The organism is Bradyrhizobium sp. LTSPM299, assembly GCF_000938235.1.
GTDB lineage: Bacteria > Pseudomonadota > Alphaproteobacteria > Rhizobiales > Xanthobacteraceae > Bradyrhizobium.
Window position 1 is genome coordinate 19,462 of the sequence record NZ_JYMU01000039.1, and the last position, 20,659, is coordinate 40,120.

Annotated in this window: 19 protein-coding genes; 11 read left to right on the forward strand and 8 right to left on the reverse strand. The window is 59.1% G+C overall.

The features are described from left to right. Positions 1-69 precede the first annotated feature (69 nt). The 6 genes from UP10_RS20145 (at position 70) to UP10_RS20170 (ending at position 4,497) form a co-directional block, all read left to right on the forward strand. Complete coding sequence (locus UP10_RS20145) at positions 70-915, forward strand: enoyl-CoA hydratase/isomerase family protein (protein WP_044589156.1); 846 nt, start codon at positions 70-72, stop codon at positions 913-915. A gap of 56 nt (positions 916-971) precedes the next feature. Beyond that, positions 972-1,394 carry a GlcG/HbpS family heme-binding protein gene (locus UP10_RS20150; RefSeq protein ID WP_044589034.1) on the forward strand — a complete coding sequence of 141 codons (423 nt, stop codon included), beginning with the start codon at positions 972-974 and terminating at the stop codon, positions 1,392-1,394. A 48-nt stretch (positions 1,395-1,442) separates the two neighbouring features. Further along, a complete protein-coding gene (locus tag UP10_RS20155) occupies positions 1,443-2,039 on the forward strand; it encodes a VOC family protein (RefSeq protein ID WP_044589035.1) in 597 nt (198 codons plus the stop codon). Between the two features lie 141 nt (positions 2,040-2,180). Continuing rightward, entirely contained in the window at positions 2,181-3,092 is a 912-nt protein-coding gene (locus UP10_RS20160) for an alpha/beta fold hydrolase (RefSeq protein WP_044589036.1), read from the forward strand. Positions 3,093-3,757: 665 nt separating this feature from the next. Continuing rightward, positions 3,758-4,246, forward strand: a complete 489-nt coding sequence (locus UP10_RS20165; protein ID WP_044589037.1) for a MarR family winged helix-turn-helix transcriptional regulator — start codon at positions 3,758-3,760, stop codon at positions 4,244-4,246. A gap of 23 nt (positions 4,247-4,269) precedes the next feature. Continuing rightward, positions 4,270-4,497, forward strand: a complete 228-nt coding sequence (locus UP10_RS20170; protein ID WP_044589038.1) for a hypothetical protein — start codon at positions 4,270-4,272, stop codon at positions 4,495-4,497. A gap of 110 nt (positions 4,498-4,607) precedes the next feature. Here the strand turns inward: UP10_RS20170 and UP10_RS20175 are convergent, their stop codons facing one another. The 4 genes from UP10_RS20175 to UP10_RS20190 all read right to left on the reverse strand — a co-directional run bounded on the left by UP10_RS20175 (position 4,608) and on the right by UP10_RS20190 (position 9,775). Further along, positions 4,608-6,278 carry an efflux transporter outer membrane subunit gene (locus tag UP10_RS20175; RefSeq protein WP_197086860.1) on the reverse strand — a complete coding sequence of 557 codons (1,671 nt, stop codon included), beginning with the start codon at positions 6,276-6,278 and terminating at the stop codon, positions 4,608-4,610. A gap of 41 nt (positions 6,279-6,319) precedes the next feature. Beyond that, positions 6,320-7,849 (reverse strand): DHA2 family efflux MFS transporter permease subunit, encoded by a 1,530-nt coding sequence (locus tag UP10_RS20180; RefSeq protein ID WP_044589039.1) that lies wholly within the window; start codon positions 7,847-7,849, stop codon positions 6,320-6,322. Between the two features lie 5 nt (positions 7,850-7,854). Next, positions 7,855-8,817 carry an HlyD family secretion protein gene (locus tag UP10_RS20185; protein ID WP_210167976.1) on the reverse strand — a complete coding sequence of 321 codons (963 nt, stop codon included), beginning with the start codon at positions 8,815-8,817 and terminating at the stop codon, positions 7,855-7,857. Positions 8,818-9,151: 334 nt separating this feature from the next. Continuing rightward, entirely contained in the window at positions 9,152-9,775 is a 624-nt protein-coding gene (locus UP10_RS20190) for a LabA-like NYN domain-containing protein (RefSeq protein ID WP_044589041.1), read from the reverse strand. A 306-nt stretch (positions 9,776-10,081) separates the two neighbouring features. Here UP10_RS20190 and UP10_RS43175 point away from each other — a divergent pair, with 306 nt between their 5' ends. Both UP10_RS43175 and UP10_RS20205 read left to right on the forward strand, forming a co-directional pair. Next, the gene (locus UP10_RS43175) at positions 10,082-11,152 is read left to right on the forward strand and encodes a LysR family transcriptional regulator (protein ID WP_082077190.1); all 1,071 of its coding nucleotides are present in this window, start codon (positions 10,082-10,084) and stop codon (positions 11,150-11,152) included. Positions 11,153-11,513: 361 nt separating this feature from the next. After that, positions 11,514-12,761 carry a cytochrome P450 gene (locus UP10_RS20205; protein ID WP_082077191.1) on the forward strand — a complete coding sequence of 416 codons (1,248 nt, stop codon included), beginning with the start codon at positions 11,514-11,516 and terminating at the stop codon, positions 12,759-12,761. Positions 12,762-12,971: 210 nt separating this feature from the next. On the opposite strand, the gene UP10_RS20210 is transcribed toward UP10_RS20205, so the two are convergent. Next, complete coding sequence (locus UP10_RS20210) at positions 12,972-13,976, reverse strand: aldo/keto reductase family protein (RefSeq protein WP_044589044.1); 1,005 nt, start codon at positions 13,974-13,976, stop codon at positions 12,972-12,974. Between the two features lie 101 nt (positions 13,977-14,077). Here UP10_RS20210 and UP10_RS20215 point away from each other — a divergent pair, with 101 nt between their 5' ends. After that, positions 14,078-14,989 (forward strand): LysR family transcriptional regulator, encoded by a 912-nt coding sequence (locus UP10_RS20215; RefSeq protein ID WP_044589045.1) that lies wholly within the window; start codon positions 14,078-14,080, stop codon positions 14,987-14,989. A gap of 1,001 nt (positions 14,990-15,990) precedes the next feature. On the opposite strand, the gene UP10_RS43180 is transcribed toward UP10_RS20215, so the two are convergent. Beyond that, positions 15,991-16,269 carry a DNA -binding domain-containing protein gene (locus tag UP10_RS43180; protein ID WP_082077200.1) on the reverse strand — a complete coding sequence of 93 codons (279 nt, stop codon included), beginning with the start codon at positions 16,267-16,269 and terminating at the stop codon, positions 15,991-15,993. 138 nt (positions 16,270-16,407) lie between these two features. Between UP10_RS43180 and UP10_RS20225 the strand changes: the two genes are divergently transcribed. Together UP10_RS20225 and UP10_RS43185 are read left to right on the forward strand one after the other, a co-directional pair. Next, positions 16,408-16,653: a helix-turn-helix domain-containing protein gene (locus UP10_RS20225; protein ID WP_044589047.1), complete on the forward strand. Its 246-nt coding sequence runs from the start codon at positions 16,408-16,410 to the stop codon at positions 16,651-16,653. A gap of 476 nt (positions 16,654-17,129) precedes the next feature. Beyond that, complete coding sequence (locus UP10_RS43185; protein ID WP_156180190.1) at positions 17,130-17,417, forward strand: AlpA family phage regulatory protein; 288 nt, start codon at positions 17,130-17,132, stop codon at positions 17,415-17,417. Here UP10_RS43185 and UP10_RS20230 read toward each other — a convergent pair. Both UP10_RS20230 and guaA read right to left on the reverse strand, forming a co-directional pair. Continuing rightward, positions 17,371-18,627 carry a tyrosine-type recombinase/integrase gene (locus UP10_RS20230; protein WP_044589159.1) on the reverse strand — a complete coding sequence of 419 codons (1,257 nt, stop codon included), beginning with the start codon at positions 18,625-18,627 and terminating at the stop codon, positions 17,371-17,373. The genes UP10_RS43185 and UP10_RS20230 overlap by 47 nt on opposite strands. A 292-nt stretch (positions 18,628-18,919) precedes the next feature. Beyond that, on the reverse strand, positions 18,920-20,527 hold the full coding sequence (gene guaA, locus UP10_RS20235; protein WP_044589048.1) for a glutamine-hydrolyzing GMP synthase: 1,608 nt from the start codon (positions 20,525-20,527) through the stop codon (positions 18,920-18,922). Positions 20,528-20,659 lie beyond the last annotated feature (132 nt).

The following is a 20,659-nucleotide window of genomic DNA, read 5'->3' on the forward strand; positions in this document are numbered from 1 at the left end:
TCACGCGGCGCCGTTGGCTGCGTCATCCTATCACTGTTGTTTAACGAGAACCAACGCACGGAGGCTCTAATGCACGCAAAGACAGAGAAGGCACAGATACGGGTCACTCGCTCATCAAGCGCCTATTGGCGGGTTATGTTCGACAATCCTCCGTTGAACGTCATGGGCCCGCAGTTCGTCCGCGAGATGAGAGAGATCATCGCGGCCGTCGAGGCCGACGAGGAGGTCAAGGTTCTGGTCTTCGAGAGTGCCGTTGACGGATTTTTCCTGAACCACAGTGATTTTTACGCCGACATGAAGGATCTGACGAGCATGCCCCAAGGGCCGACGGGACTCGAGGCGTGGCCGGACATACTGGTCCGGCTGACGCGGGCGCCCGTCGTGTCGATCGCTTTGATTCGCGGCCGCGCGACAGGGAACGGAAGCGAGATCGCCTTGGCCTGCGATATGAGTTTCGCGAGCCGCGAGAAAACACTTCTGTCGCAGTGGGAAGTAGGGGTCGGCCTGGTCGCTGGCGGCGGGCCCATGGCGCGTCTGCCACGGCAGATGGGCAGACAGAGAGCGCTGGAGGTGCTCCTGAGCTCCAACGACATCGGGGGCGACCTCGCTGAAGCCTATGGTTATGTGAACAGGTCCCTGCCGGACGGCGAACTCGACGGCTTCGTCGACGCGCTGGCGAAGCGCATCGCGTCGTTTGACAAGTGGGCGATCGCGAACACGAAGCGCCTTGTGAGTGCCGCCAGCCTGCCGCAGGACGTTGAGATCGCTGCCGGCTGGGACGCATGCATGGCCTCGATTGCTCGGCCGGCTGCGCAGGGCAAGATAAAGGCCTTGTTTGAGCTTGGGTTTCATAAGCCCGGCGACGCAGAAGATCGCCTCGGATTCTATGTGGGGCAGCTCGGCCAGGCAGGCTGACGCACTCGAACCTGAATTTTCCCTTCCGCGCAACACTCATCAGAGAGGACAATGCCATGGATTTGCTTACCTTCGCCAAGAATATTGCGGACCGTGTCGAAACGCAGTCAGCACGCGCCAGAGTGCCGGTTGCCGTTTGTGTCATGGATATTCACGGCAACATCATTCTCAAGCACCGCATGAACGGAGCGCCGGCTTTCTCGATCGAGCTGTCGGAACGGAAGGCTTACACGTCGGCGCTGGTGGGGCTTCGAACTGCCGACATCTCCCCGCTCGTGCAGCCTGGGCAGGAGCTTTTCCCTTTGATGGGGCTGTCCGGGGGACGGTTTTGTTCAATGGGCGGCGGAGCGCCGCTCACCAGCGAGGGCCAATTGGTCGCGGGCGTCGGCGTGAGCGGCGGCTCCGTCGCGCAGGACGTCGACATCCTCGAATCGGCGCTCCGGGAAGCCGTCAGGCCTGCCCTCGCTGCAACATCTTGAAGGCAGCCCTTTACGTTCTCGACAATCATCACTTCCAAGGAGCCGGTTATGAATATCGCTGAAATGCGGAGAGAATCCACGGTTGAGACGCAGCGCGCGAGCACTATCGACATGAAGCTTGAGGTCATCGTCATCCCTGTCTCGGACGTCGATCGCGCCAAGCGCTTCTATAGCGATTTGGGTTGGAGGCTCGACATCGACTACACGGACGGGAATGACTTCCGGGTGATCCAGTTCACGCCGCCGGGATCCGGATGCTCGGTTATCTTCGGCAAGAACGTTACTGCAGCCGCGCCCGGCTCAGTGAAGGGGCTGCACCTGATCGTCTCTGACATCCAGGCCGCCCGCGACGAACTGCTCCGCCGTGGCGTCGGGATCAGCGAGCCATTCCATGACGCCGGCGGCATATTCCACCATGCCAGCGCGGAAGACCTGGTCAGCGGGCCTAATCCACAACGAAAAAGCTACGCCTCGTACGCCTCGTTCAGCGATCCGGACGGCAACGGCTGGGTGTTGCAGGAGGTTACCGCGCGACTGACTGGACACATCGCGGCTGATGACACAAGTTTCACCCCCGAGCTCACGAGCGTGGTCCGACGTGCGGAAGCTGACGCGATGCTTGTGGCGGGTGGCAATTCCCTGTGATTGCTGCGGCGGGATCGCTGTCGGTGGGGCGCTTTCAATGAGAGCTTCGCCTACGGCACCGGCCGTCGATCAGCATGATCGCGCCGCCACGGCAGTTAGTTCGGCCCGACGACGATCCAAGCCCAGGAATAATGATCGCACATGACAGTCCAAGCATTAACCCAAGATTTGCGATCGAGCCGACGTTCGATTTCCTATCGCACGGTCGAAATTGGCGGGCTAGAGATCTTCTACCGCGAGGCGGGACCGGCCAATGCGCCGACCGTGGTCTTGCTTCACGGTTTTCCGTCCTCATCCCGAATGTGGGAGCCTTTGCTACCCCTTCTGGCCGACAAATATCATCTCATCGCGCCCGATTATCCCGGCTTCGGTCACAGCAGCACGCCCTCCCCATCCAACTTCGAATACACCTTCGACAATCTCGCCAGGGTGACCGAAGAATTCACGACACAGCTTCGGATCACAAGCTACGTCCTGTTCATGCAGGACTACGGAGGGCCCATCGGTTTTCGCTTGGCGCTCTCCCATCCTGAGTGCGTTCGCGCGATCATCATCCAAAACGCGGTCTCTCATGAACAGGGGCTGAGCCCGCTTTGGGAGGCACGCAAGAAATACTGGGCAGATCCGGTCCGCGAACTCGAGAACCTCAAGGCCAACTTCACGTCCTTCGAAGCGACGCGCCAGCGCCACATCGGCTCCAGTTCACACCCTGATCGCTACGATCCGGATACGTGGACAGACGAGTACGCGTTCCTCACTCGTCCGGGCCAAGCAGACGTCCAGGCCACGCTATTCCTGGACTACCGGACCAACATCGCCTCCTATCCACGCTGGCAGAAATGGCTTCGCGAAGTACAGCCGCCAACGCTGGTGGTTTGGGGGAAATATGATCCCTCCTTCACCGTCTTCGGTGCAACCGCCTATGCTGACGACGTGCCGGGAGCAGAAGTCCATCTTCTGGAAGCGGGGCATTTCGCACTCGACGAGGCAACTGATGAAATCGCATCGATCGTCCGTACCTTCCTCGAACGCCTGGATCACGAGGAAGGATAAGGGATACGGCTTCCGACTTCCTCACGATGTGCGATGTGATCGGGCGTTCCAGAATCGCTCAATACACGAACGACCGCTTCGCGCCAGAAGCCGCCCTTCGGGGTCTCAAGGTCCAACTTCCCCTTTACACCGGAACGCAGACTCAACTCAGAAATTAGGCAAGTCCAAAAAGTGCCGGGGACTTTTTCTGACATATCAGGAATTTTTCATCGCCACCAAAGGCTATGCGCGCTTCGCGCCGGAAGTGGTCGTTCGAAATTTGACCACATGATCCTTAAATAATCATCGGGTCCCCGGTTCGAGCCGCGGCGCACCCGCCAAGCTTTTCGAGCACCCGGCAGGCATCAGAGGTCGCTATTCTGCTGAGCGACTTTCGTTCTCGAATACCATCGATGTAGCAAGCCTCGACCATGAGATGGCATGCGCTTCACCGTGACTCCGCTGCGGGAACCATCCGCTCCGCATGCCGCTCCAGAGTTTCTGACATACCGCACCGGCATCATCGCCGACCGTTGCCGCAATATTGCCGCAACTTCTCCAGCGCCGCATTCACGATTAGAGGAGCATGCACGATCATGCAGCAACGCCACTTGATTTTTTAATGAGCAAGCTTACCAATTTTAATAAGCAAGCTTAAGATAAGCAAGCGTAGGAAGTACCGGGTTGTGGAACGCGATTTACCAACGCTCGGTTTCCTGCTGCACGAAGTCGCGAGGTTGCTGAGGAAAAGATTTGAACAGGTTGCGCGCGACTTCGGGCTGACCCGATCTCAATGGCAGGCGCTGGCCTATCTGGCTCGGAACGAAGGGATCAACCAAAGTGGATTGGCCGAGCTTCTTGAGATCGAGCCGATCACCCTTTCGCGCATCTTGGACAGACTGGAGTCCTGTGGACTGGTCGAACGACATCGGGATCCGTCGGACCGGCGGGTCCGGATCCTCCGGCTTACGCCGGCCGCACGGCTGAAGCTGACGCGGGCGCGCAAGTTCGGCGAGATAACACACAACGAGGCACTGAACGGACTATCCGAGGCGGAGGGTTTGCGCCTGCTGGAAACCCTGAAGGTTCTGAAACTCAACCTCACCGAAGCGTGCGAGTCTCGATGGAAAAGCAGAAGTGAGCAAGTCAGGGCTAACGCACGGCGCGGCGGATGATCGCAAAAAGAAAGGAAACGCAAATGAACAAGTATCTCCTGGCCCTCGCGTTGGTCGCGAGCCTGCCGACCGAAACCTTTGCCCAGCATGCTGGCACCGACCAGGACGAGAAGAATTGCGTCCACGACGTCAAGCAGTTCTGCAGCAAGTTTACCGATCAGGGTGATTTCGCTGTCCTGGCCTGCCTGAAGGACAATCGTACCCGGCTGCATCAGGCGTGCCGGGACGTACTGATCAGACACGGACAATAGCGATATCGCACCGACAAATTGGCGATCGATATCGGCCGAGGCTCAATTTGAGCGGGATGACTTATCTTCGAATCGTCATCCCGTTCTATCATTCTTGATTGAGCATGATCTCAGCGCAAACGCTTCGCGTTTGTCGCGAGAGAAAACCGGGTCCCACTTTCCCGGATCATGCTCAAGCGCTGGGCCCGACCGCTCTCGTTTTCCCTTGAGGCGAGTTTTTGGTCCCACCAGCCTCCGCCCACGGCTACCATCAGCTGAACCGTGTCCTGGTAGCGCTGCGCCTCCGCGCGAATATAGCCGAGTTGGGCCTGCTGAAGCTGCCGCTGAACATCGAGCAACCCGATAATGCCCGAGCCGCCGTTGCCATAGCTGATGCGCTGCAGACGTACAGCCTCTGAAGCCATGGCCAGCGCATGTTTTTGAGCAGCCAGCAGATTCGTATCATGCGTCAGCGCTTGCAGGATGTTCGCAACTTGCCCGAAAGCTTGCAACACCGTCTGCTGGTAATCAGCGGCAGAGGCCTTGAACGCGGCGAGCGCGGCGCGACGTTCGGCCTCGCGCATGCCACCGTCGAAGATCGGCTGCGTAAGTCCCGCGGCGACGCTCCATACGACCCCGGCCGGGTTGAATAGATTGCCTCCATTCAACGAAGAGGCGCTCAGCCCTCCTGATAGCGTGATGGACGGATAAAGTTGCGCGGTCGCTATTCCGATCTCGGCGCTCGCAGCATGGAGTTGTGCCTCCGCCGCATGAATATCCGGGCGTTGATGAACGAGTTCCGACGGAATGCTGACGGGCAGACGATGCGGCAAGGTCAGCGTGGCCAGATCGAAATCCGGCGACGACCAGTTGCCCGGTGCCTGCCCGACCAGAACCGCCAGGGCGTGCTTGGCCACGCTCAACTGCTGTTCAAGTCCCGGCTGTATTGTTTCGTCCGCCGCAAGCTGGCTTTCGGCGGTAATGACATCGCTGTCCGGCACCGTTCCGGTTTGGCGCTCCTTACGCACGAGATCGACATTTTGACGATCGATGGTGAGGAGATCGCGCAGCGCATTCAGCTGAGCGCGAACCGCGGCTACCTGAAGCGCCTGGGAAACCGTGTTGCCGGTCAAAGCCAGATAGGCCGCATCCAACTGGTCGCTCTGATAATCCGCCAGCGCCGACTGCTGCTCGATCCGCCGACGCGTTCCGCCAAACAGATCAGGCGTGTAGCTGGCGGTCGGGCCGACTTGAAAAACATTGAAATTCGATGGCAGCGGAACAACGCTGGGCGACAATCCGAAGGTGAGTGCGCTTAGTCTCTCCTGCTGGTCGTTGGCGCTCAGCCCGATCTGGGGATAGAGCGCGCTTGTGGCAGCCGCGACCGCTTCGCGGGCCTGTGCCAGTCGTGCCTTTGCACTTTCAAGCGTTTGGTTACCCGCCATGGCCTGCTTCACGACCAGATCGATGTCGCGTGACCTGAACAGCATCCACCAATCGGCGGCTGCCCTCCCGCCGAGCACAACCGCCTGGGTCGGCACCGTCTTTTTGGCGTCGGGGTCCGGTGCCGCACGTTCACCGGGCGAGGTGTAGCGGGTGAGCAAGGGCGAGTTGGGCGCCTCGAAATCTGGGCCGACCGAGCAACCTGCCACTGCCATGCTGAGCAGCGCCGCAGTGATTCTAGAGCCTTTTCCGTTCCGATGGAATCGGAACGGGACCCTAGTCTTTTGTTTTGACGCGTTTTCTTCACGCGAACCGGTGCCCACTTCACTCGAAAACGCTCTGACATTCAAACGCGACACGACGCCTCCACGAAATATCCTAAATAACCTGACCGACATCATCATTCCATGACGTGCATGGAATCGGTGGCGGCAGTGCGCGGGGGCTTCTGGAAGATGATAAGAAGCGGGATCGCGGCAAGCGTCGCGATCATCAACAGTTTGTAGTCATCGATGTAGGCGATGATCTGAGCCTGTCGGGTAATCACGGCATCCAGCGCCGTACGCCCAGCGGCACTGATCGGATCCCAGAACTGCGTGATCGCAAGGTCTTCGAACGCCCGATTGACCGACGTGACATTTCGCGCGATTTCGGCATGGTTTACTTGCGTGTTCCTAGTCAGCAGGCTGTTCACGACGGAAATGCCGATACTGGAACCAATATTGCGCGACAAACTGTAAAGGCCCGCGCCCTCCGCTCTAAGCTCGGGCGCCAGCGTGGATAGAGTGACCACGCTCAACGGCACAAAGATAAAGCCGAGGCCAATTCCCTGGATGATGCCGACCACCACAATCGTCATCTGCGAGACGTCCGGCGTCCAGCCCGTCATCACATAGAACGACCATGCGGTGAGCCCGAGGCCCAACGCCAGAAGATATCGCGTATCGACAGGCCCGATGAGTTTTCCGACAATCAGCATGGAGGCCATGGTGCCGACGCCCCGAGGTCCCAGAATAAGGCCCGCGCTGACGATCGGATAGTTCATCAGATTCTGCAGGTACGGAGGCTGCAGCGCCAACGAGGCGTAGTAAGTCAGCCCGATAATCGAGATGAACAAAACTCCCGCGGTAAAGTTGCGATCGCGAAACAGCGACGGCCTTACGAACGGCTCGCGCGCCGTGAAGGTGTGGACCAGGAACAGATAGAACGCCGATAACGCGATGATGGCTTCGGCAACGATCTCGCCGGAACCGAACCAGTCGAGTTCTTCCCCGCGATCGACCAAGACCTGCATGGCGGCAATTGCCAGGCTCAGCGTACCGAACCCGAACCAATCCAGCTTCGCTGCGGCGTTCCGCGGCGTGTCGGGCAGAAAGGTCGTCATGCCGAAAAAGGCGACGATGCCGACCGGCACGTTGATGTAGAAGACAAAGCGCCAGCTATAGGCTTCGGTCAGCCACCCGCCAAGCACAGGACCGAGAACCGGTCCGGCCATGACCGCAACGCCCCATAGCGCTATGGCGGATCCTTGCCGCTCCTTCGGATTGATATTCATCAGCACGGTTTGCGAGAGCGGAACCAGCGCCGCTCCGAACAAGCCTTGCAGAATCCGGAAGAGCACGATCTGCACCAGGGACTGGGCAAGGCCGCACAGCACCGAGGAAAAGGTGAAGCCGGCGACCGAGATCAGGAAAAGACGCTTCAGTCCGAACCGGTTGGTGAGGTAGCCGGTAGGTGGCGTCATGATCGCCGCCGCGACAATGTACGATGTCAGAACCCACGCGATCTCGTCCTGACTCGCCGAAACGCTGCCCTGCATATACGGAAGCGCGACGTTGGCGATCGTCGTATCGAGCGCCTGCATGAGGGTGGCCAGAATCACGCAGACGGTGATCGCGATTTTGGTGGACTTGGACAGGGCGGCATCCATCGTCGTCACTGTCCCGGCCGATCATGACCGAACAGTGCGGTCAGGAAATGTGGCAGGCCGCGCCTGTGCCCGGTATCGACGTCGACCTCCACGCTCATTCCGGCACGCAATGGCGGCAAGCTGCTTTCGCTGAGGTCGACACTCACCCGGACCGGAATCCGCTGCACGACCTTAACCCAGTTACCGCTGGTATTCTGCGCCGGCAGCAGCGAGAACTCCTGCGCCGCCGCCGGGCTGATGCTCTCCACATTGCCGCTCCATTGCACGTCGGGATAGCTATCCACCGACACCGTGGCCGATTGTCCGGCCCGGACATGGGTCAACTCCGTCTCCTTGGGGTTGGCGACGACCCACACACGGTTGCTGGCGACGAGATAAAAGGCCGTCATCGACGCCTGGAGATATTTGCCGGGCGCGATCGAAGGCACATTGGTCACGATGCCGGCGAAGGGCGCCTTCACCACCGTATGCGCAAGTTGTCGTGCCGCTTCATCGCGCTGCGCCATGGCATCGAGGTAGCGCGGATTCTTCTCCACCGGACCGGTGGGATTCTCGTCGAGATTGGCGGCAATGCCGCCAAGCTGCTCGGTCAGAGAGGCGAGCCTTTGCTGGGCATTCTGCAGGCTTCGCCGGGCCGTATCGAAGGTCGATTGCGACGCGACATGCGCGGTCAAGAGATCCTGCTGGCGATGGTATTCGGTGTTGAAATAATCAATGTCGTTCTGTGCCTGCTGGATTTGAGACTGCATGTCCCTGTAACTGGCCTTGAGCGCATTCAGGGAGTCCCGCACGGTGCCAACTTGCGCGTTTGCCCGATCCAGCGCGAGGCGAAACTGCAGATCATCAAGCCGATACAGGATTTGATGCGCCTCGACATATTGATTCTCCATGACATCGACGTCTTTGACGATTCCCGGAACATCGGTTGATATGCCGACCCTGTCGGCCTCGACATAGGCGTCGTCCATCGAGACCACCTGGCCGCCGGAGATGTACCGGTACGCACCAACGACAAGCGCCAACGGCAACAGCGCAAACATTACCGGCCTGAGCCGCGACTTTTTTGGCGCGTCAGACGTATCCGGCGCAGGATCGGGATGCGGCTCCCCCGCGCCCCTTGCATCGGGTTCGCGGCTGGCCGGGTTCAAAGCCCGGACGTCCGCAACCGCAGCATGGCCGGGAGGCGATGCATCTTTCGCGTCGCCGGCGCCGCGATCCAGTCGACGAACCTTGCCGTCGCGAGCGCGGGACGCATTCTGTTCGCTGGCCGCGCCGCGATTGCTCGGATCGATTTCGTTCGGATTAGGCACTACGTGCTCCTTTTCTTGCCATCGGCGCGGCGCCTGCTTTTGTCAGGTTCGCCCTTGCCAAAGCGGCCTCACGCGGCGGCCGCTCGGACGGATCGCGGCCGAGCTTGGATTGCAGTTCCACGAGATCGGTGAAGACGTCGGCCTGGCGCCGCAATTCGTCGGCGATCATCGGCGGCTGACTTGAAATGGTCGAGATCACGGTAACCCGGACGCCGCGGCGCTGCACCGCTTCGACCAGCGAGCGGAAATCGCCATCGCCGGAAAACAGCATGATCTGATCGACGTGTTCGACGAGTTCCATCGCATCGACCGCAAGTTCGATGTCCATGTTGCCCTTGACCTTGCGGTGTCCACTGGCGTCGATGAATTCCTTGGTCGGCTTTGTCACGACGGTGTAGCCGTTGTAACAGAGCCAATCGAGCAGCGGCCGAACCGCGGAGAATTCTGGATCTTCAACAATTGCCGTGTAGTAAAATGCACGGACCAGATCGCCGCGGCCCTGAAATTCCTCGAGCAGCCGCTTGTAGTCGATATCGACGCCCAGCATCCTGCCGGTCGAAAAAAGATTGGCGCCGTCGATAAAAAGCGCAATTCGGTTTGCTGAAGAAGCTGTCATTCTCTTGCTCCTCATTGATTCTGGGCATCGCCGGCGTCACGATGGTTGCATCAACCGACTACCGGTGCGTCGGAGCAATCCGTGGCCGTGCCAACGGACGCCAACGACACAGTCCACGGGCAGACGCGACACCGCGTGTCGTTGATGTGTGGTCGGTGAGGTGGACTACTGGAATGGTCCATTGCTTTCGCTTTGTCGGAGCCACCGCGTCGCGCGGTCGACGTTATCGCCTTCGCAAACCATAAGGACTGGCGTATGATTAGGATAATGCATATCAATCATTAGCCATCATTAAGTGGGCTCATAATGGAAATCGATCTCAACCTGCTGCGGGTGTTCGATCTGCTGTACGAGGAACGTAATATGACGCGGGCCGCCGCTCGCCTGTTTCTTACCCAGTCGGCGGTTAGTCACGCGCTCGCCCGGTTAAGGATAGTGTTGGGCGATCCCTTGTTCTTGCGTATTCCCTCAGGCTTGCAACCCACGCAGCGGGCGCATCAGCTCGCACCACGGCTGCGGGTAGCATTGGCCGAAATCCGCAATTTGGTTGCGGCGCCAGTGTTCGATCCCGCGACAACTAGTCGCCGCTTCACGATTTCGGCAAGCTCCTACTTTTGCGGTCTCATCACGCGCGTCACCACCCTCGTAAGTGGATCGGCGCCCGGCGCGTCCCTGCAGTTCGTCAACCTCGGTGGCAATCTCACTCAGGCGGTGGACCAGCAGCACGTCGACCTGGTACTCGGCGGATTCGACAGGGTACCAATCCGCTTCCGGTCGGAATTGCTGTTTCAGGACGAATTGGCGTGGGTGACCGGCGTCCATCATGCCCCTGACGAGCAGCCATCCGACCATGAGGCCTTTCTCACACGGCCTCGCGTCGGCATCGTTGCCCTTCCGCCAGGCGACAGACACCGCGAGGGCGCAGCCCATGACGATATCCTGCGTCATGCTATCCCGGACGTTGGTGATGGCGCCGCCTCATCCGCGTCGGCCAAACGCGGACCTGCATCGTTGGTCGTATATGACGTGGCTACGGCGATGGCGATCACCGCCGTCACCGATATGGTGGCGCTCGTTCCACGGCGATACGCCGAAACCAGCGCAAGCGCGGTACGGGTCAGGATCGTCGACTTGCCAAAGAACCGTGCGGAGAAAATCGATATCATGATGCTTTGGCATAGCCGCGTCCAGAACGATCCGGATTCGCTATGGCTCAGGTCGATCGTCCGCGAGGCCGTCAAGCTGCACATCGAAGACGCACGACCCAAAGCCTTGTCAGTTGGCAGCGGCGTATTTGGCGGCACGCGAGTGAAGACCAAGGAGCCAGCGGTTCGCGACGAGCGCGATCGAAACAAGGTCGTCGTCAAGCATCGCTGACGATGTCCGCTCCGCTTGAAAGACGCAGCTTCATGAACCGTTCTCATAAGGCTGCTGAAATTTAAGCATTATCGTGCAGACGACGCACCTTCTATTGATGTCCTCACCAGACACCAATGTTGGCTCGGCTTCGGATAATTTCGATGACGGAAAACCAGCACGACCAGAGGAATGGAACGGCAAGCGACACAACTGCGCATCTCTTGCGATGGATTACCGTGGCGATTGCGGTCGCAGCGTTCCTCTTGGCCTCATCCCTGTCCTGCGAACTCTCGCTTCGCACCGCGACCGGTTTACCAACCACCACGAGATCGCCCGACTCGAATTAACGACACCTTGACCGATATGGTGACTTTACCCAATGGAGCTGGACGGCCGTGATGACCGGAAAACATCTTTCAACAACGGGGCATATGACCAGCCCGCATTTGAGCGCATATCGAGCAAAGAAATCAGGATTCGTGGCGTAGACCTTGCGCGGCAGATCCTTCGCGGCAATGGCTTGCGTCAAGCGGGCTTCATGGCGGATCTTGCAAACCGCTTCACCAGGAGTAGCCGTGCGCCGGTCCTCTTCCAGGAGGGCGAAGCCCATCGCAAGCAACGCAGCGCCACGGCGCGTTTTTTTGCTCCCAAGGTCGTTGCCGTGCGTTACCGCCAACTGATGGCCGAGCAAAGCGCGCGTATCATGCGGGACTTTCGCTCGATTGGGCGGGCAGACCTTGATTCAATGGGCATGGAGTTGTCAGTCGCGGTAACCGCCGAGATCGTCGGGCTGAACGATAGCGGCCTTCCCGGCCTGGCGAACCGATTGAACAGCTTCCTGGCAGACCAGCAGCAGCCGCGCGTTGGCAAGCTTGCGGCTTCGCTGAGAATGGTCGTTGCCCTCTGTCGAATGCTGCGATTCTTTTTCTGCGACGTCATGCCGGCTATTCGATCACACCGGATCGAGGGGCGCGAAGACATCATTTCCCATCTGATCGATCAGGGTTACACCCGCGAGATTCTCACCGAGTGCATAACCTACGGCGTTGCCGGCGTAGCCGCCACCCGCGAGCTGATCGTTCTCGCGGCATGGCATCTCTTTGACCGCCCCGAGTTGCGGAAGCGATTTCTCGATAGCGACGAAGTCGGCCGGATCGTCGTGCTGGAGGAGATACTCAGACTTGAACCTGTCGTAGGCACGCTTTATCGCCGCGCCGAGCGGGATATCGTCCTGAACGACAATGGACGTCCGGAAGATGTGTCGGCCGGCACGCTGCTCGCGATCGACGTCCGCGCTGTTAATGCCGATTCCGCCGCCGCGGGTGTTTGTCCTCACCGGCTCGATCCGGATCGACAGATTCAGGATCACAGATTGCCGAGAAGCCTGATGAGCTTTGGCGATGGCACCCATCGGTGTCCGGGCGCAGCAATCGCCCTGCAAGAAACCGCCATCTTCCTCAACCAGCTCTTTCGGGTTCCTGGGATCCGGCTGGCGCGGGCCCCGACGATCTCGTCGAACTCGATCGTCGAGAGCTATGAACTTCGCGGCGCCGTCGTCACCTGCTTCAGAGCAAGCCGAGTTCAAACGCGCGTCCGGGCACGACGCAGCATCGTGTACGACCAGTGAAGGTCGATAAAGGCGAGCAATGAACCGCGCACCGACTGTAGCGATGCTTACCTAACGGCAGCCTGAGTCAGCAACTCGACTTTCACGAGCTTGGCCGGTTGAGGGCCTCCCTCGGGCAGCCCGCCGTCGACGCGGATCTTTGCACCGCTGACGTAGTCCGCCGAAGCGGCGCACGCCTGGGCATCGCTCATTTCGCTGCAGGACCGAAACCTAAACCGCCGAAAAATAGGGTGGCCATTTCGGCTGGGCCTTTAGAGCTGCGTCGTCGATCGCAGCCAGGACCTCAGTGGGCAACGGACCTTCGGTCACGGCCGTGAGATTGTGCCGGAGATGCTCCAACGACGAGGCGCCGATGATAATGCCATCATTGCGCTCGACGTTTAGCTGGGAGTGATGAATCAGCCAGCGCAGTGCCACGGAGATAGCGTCAAGACCATGGCCTTCGCACGATTGGTGAATTTCGGCCAAAGCATCGAGATAGGCGTCGTTCCAATAGCGATCACGATACAGCTTGCCTTGAGCGGTTGAGCTGTCGAAACGGGAGCCGGCGGCTACCGCAGCGCTACCGGCAAAATTCTTGCTGAAGGCGCCGCCGGCCAGCGGATTGTAAGCATGGAAGCGGATGCCATAGTTGCCGAGGCATTTGAACAGTTCCGGTTCAACCGCACGCGAGATCGCGTTGTACAGTCCCTGGTAGACGCTCGGCCTTATCCATCCATGGCGCGCGGCTATTTCCGATGCCTCCGCCACTTGCCACGCGCTGAAATTGCTGACGCCGAACTCCTCAAACAGGCCTTCGCCATGAAGTTCTTGGACGGCCGACAGCGTCGATTCGATCGGCGTGGCGCTGTCAGGCGTCACCAAATACAAGATCTTGACCTTATCGGTCTTCAGGCGCGCCAGGGACTCCTTGAAGACTCGCTTCAGGTTCTCAGGTTCGTGGCCGCGAGTGTTTCCGGATTCGTCGCCGGGAGTGTTTCCGGAATGAATCCGCGTGGCGATGCCGAACCGTTCAGCGGCGCGGAGATCACCCAACATCTGTTCGCAGGTTCCATCGCCATAGACAGAGCATGTGTCGAGCTGGTCGTGGCCAAATTCCAAGACGACGCCAAGCATTTCGTCTGCAGTCGCAGCGTCATGAACCCGGGCTCCGTATCCGCGGTAGCCGAGCGTCATGGTGCCGAAGGTGATGTTGGTGATAGGGGCTTTGGGCATTCCAACCGCCTTGCTTCATTGAGTATTGCTGCACCGTAACTGACTTTGATCGTCGCAATAATTGAGATAAACTGCGATGTCGTATCTCGAGAATCGTGACAATGTACAAAAGTGGGCTGATTGAACTCGAGGCCGTGGTCACCATCGCCAGGCTCGGAAGTTTCCGTGCGGCGGCCATCGATCTGGATGTGTCGCCGACAGCGATCGGCAATGCCGTTGCCAGTCTCGAGAACAGGCTAGGCGTTCGCCTCTTCAACCGCACGACGCGCAACGTCGCCCTGACGAGTGCTGGCCGCGAATACGTCGAGGCAATCGCGCCGGCGCTGTCGGACATCCGCAACGCCGGTCGGGCCGTCGCCGATCACAGCCGCAAGCCGACAGGCACGCTACGGTTCAGTTGCTCGCTCGGCGGGGGACGCCAGCTATTGATGCCCTTCGTCTTCGAGTATCGTCGTCGCCATGACCGGATGAAGGTCGAAATCGTAACCGAAGGGCGGCTGATCGACATCATCAAGGATGGGTTTGACGCCGGAGTGCGTCTGGCTGAAGCGGTTCCGCAGGACATGATCGCGGTGCCGCTTGGTCCAGATACACGACATGTTGTGGTCGGTGCGCCAAGCTATTTCGCAAACAAGTCCCGGCCCACCGCCCCGGCCGACCTGATGGATCATGAGTGCATCCGCGCTCGCTATTCAAGCGGCGCGCTCTACCGCTGGGAGTTTGAACGTCACGGCGAAGCGATGAGGATCGATGTGCCGGGGTCCCTCACGCTCGATGAGCCGGACATGATGGCGCAGGCGAGCAGGGCCGGCCTCGGCCTTGCCTATGTCGGCGAGTGGATGGTGGCTGATGACATCACCTCAGGCAGGCTGGTTGAAGTTCTAAGCGAGTGGACACCCTCCTATCCCGGATATTGCCTGTATTATCCAGGACGCCGCCACATGGCCGCGAGCTTGCGCGCCTTCGTCGATCTGGCCAAGGAGATGGTCTTTCGGAATCGCGCGGCGTCTTGAAGGACACCGGACCGGTGGTCCGTTTCGCGGCACGTGCGCAATGAACGACGTGATTGAAGCGACGACTTCCGAGTTTGTGAAGGGTTTCGGATGACGGCCGATCGGGACGATGCGGCTTGCACCGGGGCCATCGTCCGAAAGCCTCCATTGAAGGAAACCGCGGGACGTGTGGAGGTGGCACATCAGACGCTGTGGGGATTTCGCGGCTGTGAGTGCGAGTACAACTTTTGCGATTTGGTACGAACTTTGCGACAGGGTAAAAACGCCTTTCGCCGCTCCTGCAATTTCAAAGAGTTGGGTGCTGTAAAAAGGGCACACATTACAACTTTTGCGTTATGTGCCTGATGGCAGCCTTTGTACCGCATCGGTCGAACAAATATTTCCACGTGATTGCGTTCAACGGAATTGTTTCGAGTTCGCCTTGTATATCATGACTGCATCTCCAATCGCATCGGTTCGGGTATTCGAGACTGTCCGTGTGACGCAGATGTCGTCGCGCTACGTTCGGTACGCTCGCAACGCTGTCGGTGCGAGATCGCGCGATCATCGTGCTGAACGATCATCAGTTCTGGGGATAGCGGAGCGAGACCGGTCCCGCGCGGCACGGCCCTTGCTGCCGAAGAAGAGCACGTTTTCCGACCCATTCTTCGATTGACTCTGACTCAGGTTAACTTGGTGCGACGCCCGGTTTCGGCAGCTTGCTCAACTGCCGCGATCACCCGATGCAGCGCGACCGCGTCGCAGACGAGACGCGATACGACTGGCTCCGGCGCACGGCACTGTTGAAATCCCTCTCGCACAAATATTCGTACTTCGCGCGACGGCTCGAAGCCGAAGGCGAGCGAAGGGGCGCGGCCCACGACGGCCCGACGGGCAACATATACCAGCTCCCTCCTACATTGCGATGCGTCTGGTGCATCACGATGCGCCGAAGACCCCAGACTAACGGCTGATAACCACCAGAATTCAATTCTACTGGGCAGGTCCGCTAATGGTAGAACTTATCTGATGGCCCCTCCCCGCAACAGATGCTTATAGCCACGTTCAGTCATCCACTTGGCTCGGGCTAGATGGCTTTCATACGCATTGCGCGCCCGGTCCGGATCGCGATCTGCATCAACATGCAAAACTATCCGGGTGACATCGCACCACTCAGCGCCTTCGGCATGGGCATCCAGCAATCGCAAGTAAGTTACAAGGTGCTGACGATCGTAGTCAGTCAACGTCGGATCGTTCGGCGCAAGTGCAGCGATATCAGGATTAGGAGGTTGGTTGTTCATGACACACCATGGTCGGGGTAAGTCGGCTGTCTCACGGTGCCGCAACCGTAGCCGGCTCGCCAAGCTTCCAATCAATTATCCGATTTTAAGATAATCTGCAATCCGGATTATTTATTTGCCCCTTTCGTGGGGCTAGCGATGTCGACGACTATCAGGTCTCCGCGCCAAAAGGCGCTTGTGGCCTTTATCGTTGAGAAACGGAAAGCAGCAGGGCTGACTCAAGCTGACGTCGCCAAGCGGCTTAAAAGGTATCAATCCTTCGTCGCAACGCTTGAGAGCGGCCAGCGGCGAGTAGACGTAATTGAGCTGATGGACCTGGCTGACGTGATCGGATTTGACGTTCGCGAGGCAATTCAGAGAATTCTGTCTGCAAAGCGGGCTTGAGGCCGGAACCATCCTTGCACTCCCACATTTTAAGCGGCCAAAGAACTAATCAGCCCGTCGGTAAAGGCTATTCGCGCAGAAGCGCAAAAAAGAGCAGCCTTTTCCCATATGCGAGCCGCTGCAGAGTGCATAGCAGGCTGCTAAGAGCGTAGGTATTTGCCTTCGGGCCCCTGTCTTCCACTTAGAGGAAGTATCGAAATAGGAAGATCGCGACCAGATAACGCTTGTCCGAAAACCTGTTCGTGAAAAGCTTGACGGGGTTTATCCGAGGCACGGAAGGACTGTTTTTGGCTATGAACAAGATTTCGACAATGGCGATTTCTCATTCCAACCGAGGCATGGCTACGAGCTCTATTCGCAGGAATAATTGTTCGTGCGCTGTAGTCGCCGACGGCCCTACTACATTTCCGATCGACTTGTTCTTTTGAACGTTACTGATTTCAATCGAGTCCATTGAACCGCGAATGGCTTCGAAGATGCAAGCTCGACCGATTAAATGTACTATTCGACGGCGCCAACTGCGTGAGATCGTGCCCTTGGCGGATAGCACCATCTACGAGATGGAGCAACGTGGCGAATTTCCGCGACGCTTCGCCTTAACGCCAAGATGCGTGGTTTGGGACCTAGGCGAGGTTCAGGCATGGCTCGCGGCCCGTCGGTCAAAACCAATACTCCGCGCACCTGGCCCCGACGTGAGACAAAGGCGCGTCCGTCCCGTCAAAGGGCCGGATCGGGCTCGAGGATCGGCATCGAAGGCGGAATGAGCGTCGGCACGTACCTTCTGCCTTCAACCCACGCGTCCAAGACGTCCGACCACTCTTGCATCATGTGTCGACGCTGCATCTCATACTCGGCCTTATTGTAGACACCACGGGATGAGCGGCTGTCTTCGTGCGCCAGGCACTTTTCAATCCAGTCACGGTTGAAGCCGAGCTCATTTAACAGAGTTGAGCCAGTCCGCCGCATGTCATGAACCGTGAACGGCTCTAAGGGAAGCCCTTCTGCCTTCGCGCGTTCGACGACGGCGTAGGTCACTCGGTTGAAGGTGGCGCGGGACATTGGAGCATCCGCATCGTAACGTGACGGCAGAAGATATCGGGAATTGCCCGCACAGGTCTTCAGAGCGATCATGATATCGAGCACCTGTCGCGACAGATAGACGTTATGCGCCTTCGAGCGCTTCATCCGCTCCTTCGGAATCGTCCAAACCGCATTCTCAAAGTCGACTTCGTCCCACACCGCGTCCTGCAGCTCGCTCTTGCGCACCATCGTGAGCAAGTAGAGCCGCATTCCTAAACGGATCGTTGGAAAGGTCGCGATGTGCTCCAGCTGTTTCAGCATCACGCGAATTTCGGAAGGCGAGAGTGAACGATCCTTCGGAACGAAGGTCGCGATCGATGCTGGTCCTACCTCATCGGCTGGGTTGCTGACTTTCTCGCCGTGCAGGATTGCGAATCCATAGATCTGCTTCAGAATGTCTCGCACGTGGATTGCCGTCGCCGGCGCGCCGCGGTCGACGATTTTTCCGCAATGGGCCCTCAGGTCGTTTGGCGTGATCTCCGTTAGGAGACGGTTGCGCCAAACCGACAGAAGCTCTCTCTCGAAAATAGAGCGCCGCATGGCTCGAGTGCTGTCGGCCATCGGCGCAGCGGCGAGCCACTTCTCCCCGAACTCACCAAAGCTCTTCGCTTCCTTCAGCCGGCGCTTGTCACGCTGCTTCTCTATCGCGGGCGATCGTCCATCGCGGACGGCGCGCCTCGCGTCGAGGCGCCTCTCTCGTGCCAGCGCTAGCGAAATCCCATCGCGCCCGTACTTTCCTAGATGGACCGTCTCCCGGCGCCCATTGAGCCTGTAATCCAAGAGGAACGAGATCGTCCCGCTCGGCATGACCCGGACATACATGCCGTCTCGGTCAGTTACCTTGTAGGTTTTCTCTCGTGGTTTCAAAGCCTTGAGAGCGACGTCCGTCAGCATTCCCAGCATCTCCCAAAGAAGTACCGTCAGCACTTTTTCGGAGGTCACTAACAGAAAATATCAAGTAAAATCAGTCTGTTAGTTTCCAAAAAGTACCGTCATGAGCCACATTTCCCGTGACGGTACGTCCAAAGATTCACCTGAGCAAGATATGCGGGTCCGTCAGCCGGCTCGGTAGAACCGAGCGCTGCACACCGATAGTCCGCGAAAGAAAATGAGAGATTTATTTTTATAAGTCAGTGACTTACGTCGTATTCTGGTGTATGATCGGATACGTCCGGATGGAGCTGAATTATTCCCACTCAATCGTCCCCGGCGGCTTGCTCGTCACGTCGTACACCACCCGGTTCACGCCCTTCACCTCGTTGATGATGCGGGTCGCGGTCTCGCCCAAAAACTTCATGTCGAATTGGTAGAAATCCGCGGTCATGCCGTCCGTGGATGTCACGGCGCGCAGGCCGACGACGAAGTCGTAGGTGCGGCCGTCGCCCATCACGCCGACGGTCTTCACCGGCAGCAGCACCGCAAAGGCCTGCCAGATCGCATCGTAGAGGCCGTGCTTGCGGATCTGGTCGATATAGACGGCGTCGGCGTTGCGGAGGATGTCGAGCTTCTCTTTCGTGATGTCGCCGGGGCAGCGGATGGCGAGGCCCGGGCCCGGGAACGGGTGGCGGCCGACAAAAATCTCGGGCAGGCCGAGCTCGCGCCCCAACACGCGGACCTCGTCCTTGAAAAGCTCGCGCAATGGCTCGACCAGCTTCATGTTCATGCGCGCCGGAAGCCCGCCGACATTGTGGTGCGACTTGATGGTGACCGATGGTCCGCCGGTGAAGGAGACGCTCTCGATCACGTCGGGGTAGAGCGTGCCCTGCGCCAAAAAGTCCGCGCCGCCGATTTTCTTCGCCTCCGCGTCGAACACGTCGATGAACAGACGCCCGATGGTCTTGCGCTTAGCTTCGGGATCGGTGACGCCTTCGAGTTCGCCCAGAAACACTTTCGAAGCGTCCACATGCACCAGCGGGATGTTGTAGTGATGCCGGAACAGATCGACCACGGTCTTGGCCTCGTCCAGCCGCAGCATGCCGTGATCGACGAACACGCAGGTGAGCTGGTCGCCGATCGCCTCGTGGATCAGCACCGCGGCGACGGCGGAATCGACGCCGCCGGACAGGCCGCAGATCACCTTGCCCTTGCCGACCTGGGCGCGGATCTTCTCGATTGCCTCCTCGCGGAAGGCGCGCATGGTCCAGTCGCCGGTCAACCCTGCGACCTTGCGGACGAAGTTGCGGATCAGTTTGGCGCCGTCGGGCGTGTGCACCACTTCGGGGTGGAACATAAGGCCGTAATATTTGCGTTTCTCATCCTGGATGATCGCGAACGGCGCATTCGCCGAGGTGCCGGCCACCGAGAAGCCGGGCGGCATTTTCGTGATGCGGTCGCCATGGCTCATCCAGACCTGGTGCTTTTCGCCCAGGCCCCAGATGCCATCGAACAGGCAGCTATCCGTCTTCACCTCGACATCGGCGCGACCGAACTCGCGATGGTGGCCGCCCTCGACCTCGCCGCCGAGCTGGGCGGCCAGCGTCATCTGGCCGTAGCAGATGCCAAGCACGGGGACGCCGGATTCGAAGATCAGCTGCGGCGCGCGGGGCGAGCCGGCCTCATGCACCGATTCCGGGCCGCCGGAGAGGATCACCGCCTTCGGCTTCATCTCCCTGAAGGCGGCTTCGGCCTTCTGGAACGGCACGATCTCGGAATAGACCCCCATCTCGCGAACGCGGCGGGCGATCAGTTGCGTCACCTGACTGCCGAAATCGACAATCAGAATCTTGTCATGCGCCGAGACCACTGAGGGCGTCGACTGCTGGGAGATTTCCTGGGATTTTTGTGCGGCTGTCATGGCAAGCAAATACGCTGGAGCGCCCGCCCCCGCAACCGCGCAGGGTGGCGCGCCCACATGCTTCTTTGGGCATGGACAGTTGGATAAAGGGCAGTATTATTGACCTAATTTGGCTATGATTGAATCGAGACG